5 protein-coding genes and 1 pseudogene are annotated in these 6,126 nt (G+C 41.6%); 3 read left to right on the top strand and 3 right to left on the bottom strand.

The window, feature by feature from the left end; all coding sequences use genetic code 11:
* Nucleotides 1-219 (top strand): annotated as a pseudogene (locus tag FTV03_RS17775) (transposase); the annotation flags it as partial.
* Nucleotides 220-267: 48 nt separating this feature from the next.
* On the opposite strand, the gene FTV03_RS06990 reads toward FTV03_RS17775, so the two are convergent.
* Nucleotides 268-765, bottom strand: coding sequence for a phosphate-starvation-inducible protein PsiE (locus FTV03_RS06990; protein WP_111885365.1), 498 nt, complete (start codon nucleotides 763-765; stop codon nucleotides 268-270).
* A 170-nt stretch (nucleotides 766-935) separates the two neighbouring features.
* Here FTV03_RS06990 and FTV03_RS06985 point away from each other — a divergent pair, with 170 nt between their 5' ends.
* Together FTV03_RS06985 and FTV03_RS06980 are read left to right on the top strand one after the other, a co-directional pair.
* Complete coding sequence (locus tag FTV03_RS06985; RefSeq protein ID WP_111885366.1) at nucleotides 936-1,568, top strand: FMN-binding negative transcriptional regulator; 633 nt, start codon at nucleotides 936-938, stop codon at nucleotides 1,566-1,568.
* 14 nt (nucleotides 1,569-1,582) lie between these two features.
* Nucleotides 1,583-2,128, top strand: a complete 546-nt coding sequence (locus tag FTV03_RS06980; protein WP_180040675.1) for a GNAT family N-acetyltransferase — start codon at nucleotides 1,583-1,585, stop codon at nucleotides 2,126-2,128.
* A gap of 111 nt (nucleotides 2,129-2,239) precedes the next feature.
* Here FTV03_RS06980 and FTV03_RS06975 read toward each other — a convergent pair whose 3' ends face one another.
* Nucleotides 2,240-4,021 carry an acyl-CoA dehydrogenase C-terminal domain-containing protein gene (locus FTV03_RS06975; protein WP_078194153.1) on the bottom strand — a complete coding sequence of 594 codons (1,782 nt, stop codon included), beginning with the start codon at nucleotides 4,019-4,021 and terminating at the stop codon, nucleotides 2,240-2,242.
* A gap of 193 nt (nucleotides 4,022-4,214) precedes the next feature.
* Nucleotides 4,215-6,017, bottom strand: coding sequence for an acyl-CoA dehydrogenase C-terminal domain-containing protein (locus FTV03_RS06970; RefSeq protein WP_078194152.1), 1,803 nt, complete (start codon nucleotides 6,015-6,017; stop codon nucleotides 4,215-4,217).
* Nucleotides 6,018-6,126: the final 109 nt, after the last annotated feature.

Here is a 6,126-nt window from a genome sequence, read left to right as displayed (position 1 = left end):
GTGCTGACATGGCGAGTACAGCGTGGTACAGATGAGCAGAATATAAGAATTCGGGCATTTCTCACCCGAATTTCAGGTAGGCAACAGAAAAGGGGAAAATTAGAAAGTGCCCCTGCCATACTGGCAGTGCTTTCAATACTATTGAACACTCTTCAGTTGTTGTCAGAGTATTCGTCTGATGAGCTGAATGCGATTGCTCAGATCGCATTCAATTTATAAAAAATGTGTAGATACCTATGCTTAAAAGGAGAGGGAACGATTTAGTGTTTAAGCCAATTCATCATCTTGTGGGCGAGGGGTTTTTCCTTCAGGCAGTGGCTTTTCGGAATGCTTGTCTCGAATAACCGAAGGGTAAGTCCAAGAGGCATAGCGCACAATCAAAATGGCCACAGCAAGAATGAGGATCGAACCTGTAGTAATGACCAAGCCCATATCTGCTTTATGGTCATGTTGAATGTCCGAAATCAGTAAACGGGTCAGGGCAGTAATGGCAATATAAATCAGGAAGCGTACTGGCATGTGGTTGGTTTTAAAATAAATACCGACCATGGCACCGAGTTCAAGGTAAATAAACAATAATAAAATATCGTCAATCGTGGCGAATTGTTTAACCGTAATAATTTCAAAAATGGTATGACCCGCAGACCATAAAATCATACAGCCGATGATAAACAGCGCAAGATAATGAAAACCTTCTACAGCAATATTGCCAAGTCGGTCGAGGAGGGCTTCGATTTTTTCTACTTTGGGATCACGATGTGTCATATATATTCCTCCTGTGTAAATTGCGTAAATATTCAATGAAGAACGAGTCATTAAATACCAAGCAAATTTCATGCACATGAAGCGCATATGACAAAAATATTTTTTAGGTTCAATAAAGGTTTTAATGTTAAGTTTGAGCTTAAATTTTGTCCTATAAGAATGAAGCGACGATGTATCAACCAACGCATTTTAAACATGATGAACTCCCTGATCTGATTGATCTTATGCGTAAGTATGCTTTGGGGACAGTAATACTGACTGCACCCAATGGTGAGTTGGAAGTGAATCATTTACCACTAGAATATGACGCTGAGTCAGGCGAATTGGGCATATTGCGCGGTCATATTGCCAAGGCCAATCCAATGTTTGAATTGCTAAATCAGTCAGCACAAGCCTATGTGATTTTTCATGCCGACGAAGCATATATTTCGCCAAGCTGGTATGAAGGAAAGCAGGAACATCATCGCGTTGTGCCGACATGGAACTATCGCGTGGTACATGTCAAAGGCACAATTCGTAAAGTTGACGATGAAAAATATTTACGAGGAGTTTTGGCTCGGCTGACTCGACAACATGAAGCTAGCCAACCCGTGCCATGGAAAATGGGCGATGCGCCTCATGATTTTATCGCGGAACAACTGGAAAAAATTATAGCGATTGAAATCGAAATAGACTCAATTTTGGGTAAGTTTAAAGTGAGTCAAAATCGCAGCGTTGTAGATGCAATGAATGTGGCAAAAGCTTTGGAAATGTCGAATGCTGAAATGGTTGAGTCGATCAAAAAATTTTATCCCATGAAATAACAGGCTAAAGAATCATGCCCAATAGGATTGAAACTGAACGTTTATGCCTGAGAAAGTATCAGTTAGGAGATGAAATTTCATTATTTGATACATATTTTTCGAATATAGAAGCAACTCGTTATCTGCAGCGGTTACCACATTTAACGATTCAACAGACGAAGAGTATTTTAGAAAAGTGGGCAGATCATTGTTGGTCGACACATAATCCTGATTTTGCATGGGTGATTAGTGATAAGAATACGCAGTTAGCGATGGGCTTACTGTATTTCTTCAATCAAAAAAACCATGGAGAAATACATTTTGGGTTAGGGGTGAATTTTCATGGTTGTGGTTATATGACTGAGGCCTTAATTGGGGTAATTAAGTATTTAAAGCAGAATCATGTCACGAAGGTTGTTTCATCTTTTTGTGCTGAGGAATATCTAGCATCACAAAATGTCTTAATGAAGGTAGGATTTAAACAAGATAAAGAGAAAATGCATTGGGCTACATTTCCAATGATAGACGATCAGCTCCATCCTTGTTTTACATATCGAATGGAATTAGGAGATTGTGAATAAGTAAGTATGCTTATGATTTTTTGAAAAAGTTGCACTCAGTGTTTATGTAATAAGAGCAGTAAAATAAAAAAATGCCCGATAAATCGGGCATTTTTGATTTTGTACGGCTAATTAAGCTTGGTTGGTAAAGTAATCTTCAGAGAAGTTCATGATCACTTCAGAACCTGCTTTTACTTTAGCAATGCGTAAAGCCAATTCAGGTAAAATACGCTGCGTGAAGTAAAGAGTCAGTGCAAGTTTGTTTTGGTAGAACTCGCCATCTTTGTCTTTTGCTGCATCTGCAATGCGGGCAAACATATAGGCAAAGCTGAGTAGGCCTACAGCATGTAGGTAATCAACTGCTGCTGAGTTCGGGAACTCAATGTTTTCACGAGCAGCTTCAAGTACATATTGAGTCACCGCTTCAACTTCAGCTGCTGCATCTAATGTTGCATCTTTGATGTAGTTCAAGCTGGCATCTAAGTTGTTGGCAAAATCACGAATTTCTTGGATATATTCAGCAATGAATTCACCATTGCACTTAATGGTTTTACGACCAATTAAGTCTTGAGATTGAACGCCGTTGGTCCCTTCGTAAATCTGTGCGATACGCAGGTCACGAATACATTGTTCCATACCCCATTCACGAATAAAGCCGTGACCACCGAAGACCATTTGGGCATCTAGCGTTGCTTGGAAAGCTGTATCTGTCAAATACGCTTTCGCAATAGGTGTTAACAGCGCAACACGGTTATTGGCTGCTTTGACTGCTTCTGGGTCAGTAGAGAACTTAGTAATGTCCAGTTGTTGACCAACATAAACCGCAAATGCACGAGACGCTTCATTGTTGGCACGTGCGTTCAGCAACATACGACGTACATCACCATGAACTAAGATGCTGTCTGCAGGTTTTGCAGGCGATTGAACGCCAGAAGCGCTGCGACCTTGTAAACGATCAGTCGCATATTGCGCTGCATTTTGATAAGCAAATTCAGAAGCACCTAGGCCTTGAATACCCATAGACAGACGTTCGTAGTTCATCATGACGAACATCGCTGCAAGGCCTTCATTTTCTTTACCAACCAGGTAGCCTTTCGCGCCATCAAAGTTCATCACACATGTTGCAGACGCTTTGATCCCCATTTTATGTTCAATAGAACCAGGGCCTACAGCATTACGCTCTCCCAATGAACCATCTGCATTCACCAAGAATTTAGGTACGATGAATAGTGAAATACCGCGTGAGCCCGCAGGCGCATCCGGCGTTTTCGCTAAAACTAAGTGAATGATATTTTCAGAAAGGTCGTGGTCACCGCCAGTGATGAAAATTTTCGTACCTGTAATGTTATAAGTACCGTCTTCATTACGTTCAGCTTTAGTTTTGATAATACCTAAATCTGTACCTGCATGCGGCTCAGTTAAGCACATGGTGCCTGACCATTCGCCTGTATACATTTTTGGCAAATAAGTTTCTTTTTGCTCTTGTGATGCATAGCTGTTTAAGGCCATGCCTGCACCTACAGAAAGAAGCGGGTAGAGCATGAAGGATGGGTTGGTTGCAAACAGCATTTCGTCAGACAGAACAGTCAGCATTTTTGGCATGCCTTGACCGCCCCATTCTTCGTCTGCGCCTAGACCAATCCAACCGCCTTCTGCATATTGTTTGAATGCTTCTTTGAAACCAGCAGGAGTCGTGACATTGCCATTGCTATAGGTTGCGCCCTCTTCATCACCTGTGCGGTTTAAAGGATGAGTGACGTTTTGCGCAAATTTTGCCATTTCTTCAAGAATGGCTTCTGCAGTTGCAGCATCAACGTGAGCAAGATTTTCGTTGTTTTGCCAGAATTGTTCTGCTTTAAAAACATCATTTAAGATGAATTTCATATCTGCAAGCGGCGCATTATAAATTGGCATGTTCGTTCACCTGTTTATTGTTTGAATCTGTGGACTTGGGGCAATTTGTATCGACACAAAGCGTGGAGAAAATTGACCAAAGTAAAATTATGGGACTATTTATAAAGAAAAAGGACTGCCAATGCTATGACCGTCCTTTCTCTATTTCTGCACTCAAGAGTACAATTTTTTGAATATGTTTTAGATATTCACATTAGAATGCAAAGTGTTCTGCATCCAATGCCATAAGAGGATCTAGGCCACCTGCGATCACTTCTACATGAGAGCGAACGCGCGGTAAGATTTTCTTGAAGTAGAAGCGAGCAGTCGTTACTTTCGCATTGTAGAAATCAACATCTGTTGTTCCTGCAGCTAAAGTTTCTTGTGCAACTAACGCCATACGAGCCCATAGGTAAGCAAGCGTTACATAACCAGAGAAGTATAGGTAATCGACTGCAGCAGCACCCACTTCTTCAGGGTTTTGCATTGCTTTCATACCAATCTGCATGGTTAAGTCGCCCCATTCTTTGTTTAGCGCAGCAAGCGGCTCAACAAATTCTTTCATGGCAGCGTTGTCTTTGTTAGCTTCAACAAATTTATGGATGATCTTGGTGAAGTCTTTCAACATTGCACCTTGAGTACCCAATACTTTACGGCCTAACAAGTCAATTGCTTGAATTTCAGTCGTACCTTCGTACAAGCAAGAGATACGTGTATCACGTACAATTTGTTCCATACCGTGTTCTGAAATGAAGCCGTGGCCACCAAATACTTGAACACCGTGTTTTGCAGATTCAGAACCTGTTTCAGTCAAGAATGCTTTAGCAATTGGAGTTAATAATGACAAGATATTGTCAGAGAACTTACGTTCTTCTTCAGTTGCACCTTGTTCCACGATATCGGCATGGAAAGACAATAAGTAAACCAGAGCACGACCAGCTTCAGCAAATGATTTTTGCGTAAGCAGCATGTTGCGTACTGCAGGGTGAACGATAATTGGATCTGCTTCTTTTTCAGGTGCTTTAGGGCCTGAAAGTGAACGCATTGCCAAACGGTCTTTTGCGTAAGCAAGTGCACCTTGGAAAGCGCCTTCAGAAGCTGAAAGACCTTGTACAGCAGTACCGATACGTGCAGTGTTCATGAATGTGAACATGCAGTTTAGACCGCGGTTTTCAGGGCCAATCAAGAAGCCTTTTGCGTTATCAAAGTTGATGACACAAGTCGCGTTACCATGGATACCCATTTTGTGTTCAATCGAACCACAACGTACCGCATTGCGCTCACCAATTGAGCCATCAGCATTTACATTGAATTTAGGTACGATGAATAATGAAATACCTTTCGTGCCTTTTGGTGCACCTGGAAGACGAGCAAGGACGATATGGATGATATTTTCAGCCATGTCGTGTTCACCAGCAGAGATAAAGATTTTCTCGCCAGAAATTGCATAGCTACCGTCTGCTTGTGGTTCAGCTTTAGAGCGGATAATACCTAAGTCAGAACCTGCATGAGATTCTGTTAAGCACATCGTACCAGTCCATTCACCTGAAACAAGTTTAGGAAGGTAAGTATCTTTTTGCTCTTGAGAACCGTGATGTTCTAATGTACGGACAGCACCATGAGATAGACCAGGGTACATACCCCATGCCCAGTTCGAAGTACCCACCATTTCTGAAATGATGTTGCCTAAAGAAACCGGTAAGCCTTGACCGCCGTATTGTTCTTCAGCAGATAAAGATGGGAAACCGAGTTCGATATATTTTTGATACGCTTCTTTAAAACCAGTTGGTGTTGTTACAACGCCATCATTCCAAGTACAACCTTCACGGTCGCCGACTTGGTTAAGAGGAGAAAGTTCATTTTCACAGAAGTCAGCAGCAGCTTCTAGATATTGGTCAACCAACTCACGGCTTACGGTGTCTGAAAATGCAGGCAGTTGTGCATAGTGATCTTCTGCTTTTAAAAGTTCATGCAGAACAAATTGCATATCACGTAAGGGCGCTTTGTATTGTGGCATATCGTTTTCCTCAATACTGGTTTCTACCAGCGTTAGTAATCCTAAATAAACATTTGAACGTGTCTTCAATGACACGTATTGGAATGGTTCTAATCGTGCAACATCTTCT

The organism is Acinetobacter sp. YH12218, from assembly GCF_013417925.1.
GTDB classification, from domain to species: Bacteria; Pseudomonadota; Gammaproteobacteria; order Pseudomonadales; family Moraxellaceae; genus Acinetobacter; species Acinetobacter amyesii.
Note: the sequence above shows the minus strand (reverse complement) of the source record. Positions and strands in the feature narration are given on the sequence as shown.

What these genes read in the sequence shown, in the direction of transcription:
- FTV03_RS06975 (WP_078194153.1), bottom strand. Translation starts at nt 4,021, where the DNA reads ATGCCAATTTATAATGCGCCGCTTGCAGATATGAAATTCATCTTAAAT.
- FTV03_RS06990 (WP_111885365.1), bottom strand. Translation starts at nt 765, where the DNA reads ATGACACATCGTGATCCCAAAGTAGAAAAAATCGAAGCCCTCCTCGAC.
- FTV03_RS06985 (WP_111885366.1), top strand. Translation starts at nt 936, where the DNA reads ATGTATCAACCAACGCATTTTAAACATGATGAACTCCCTGATCTGATT.
- FTV03_RS06970 (WP_078194152.1), bottom strand. Translation starts at nt 6,017, where the DNA reads ATGCCACAATACAAAGCGCCCTTACGTGATATGCAATTTGTTCTGCAT.
- FTV03_RS06980 (WP_180040675.1), top strand. Translation starts at nt 1,583, where the DNA reads ATGCCCAATAGGATTGAAACTGAACGTTTATGCCTGAGAAAGTATCAG.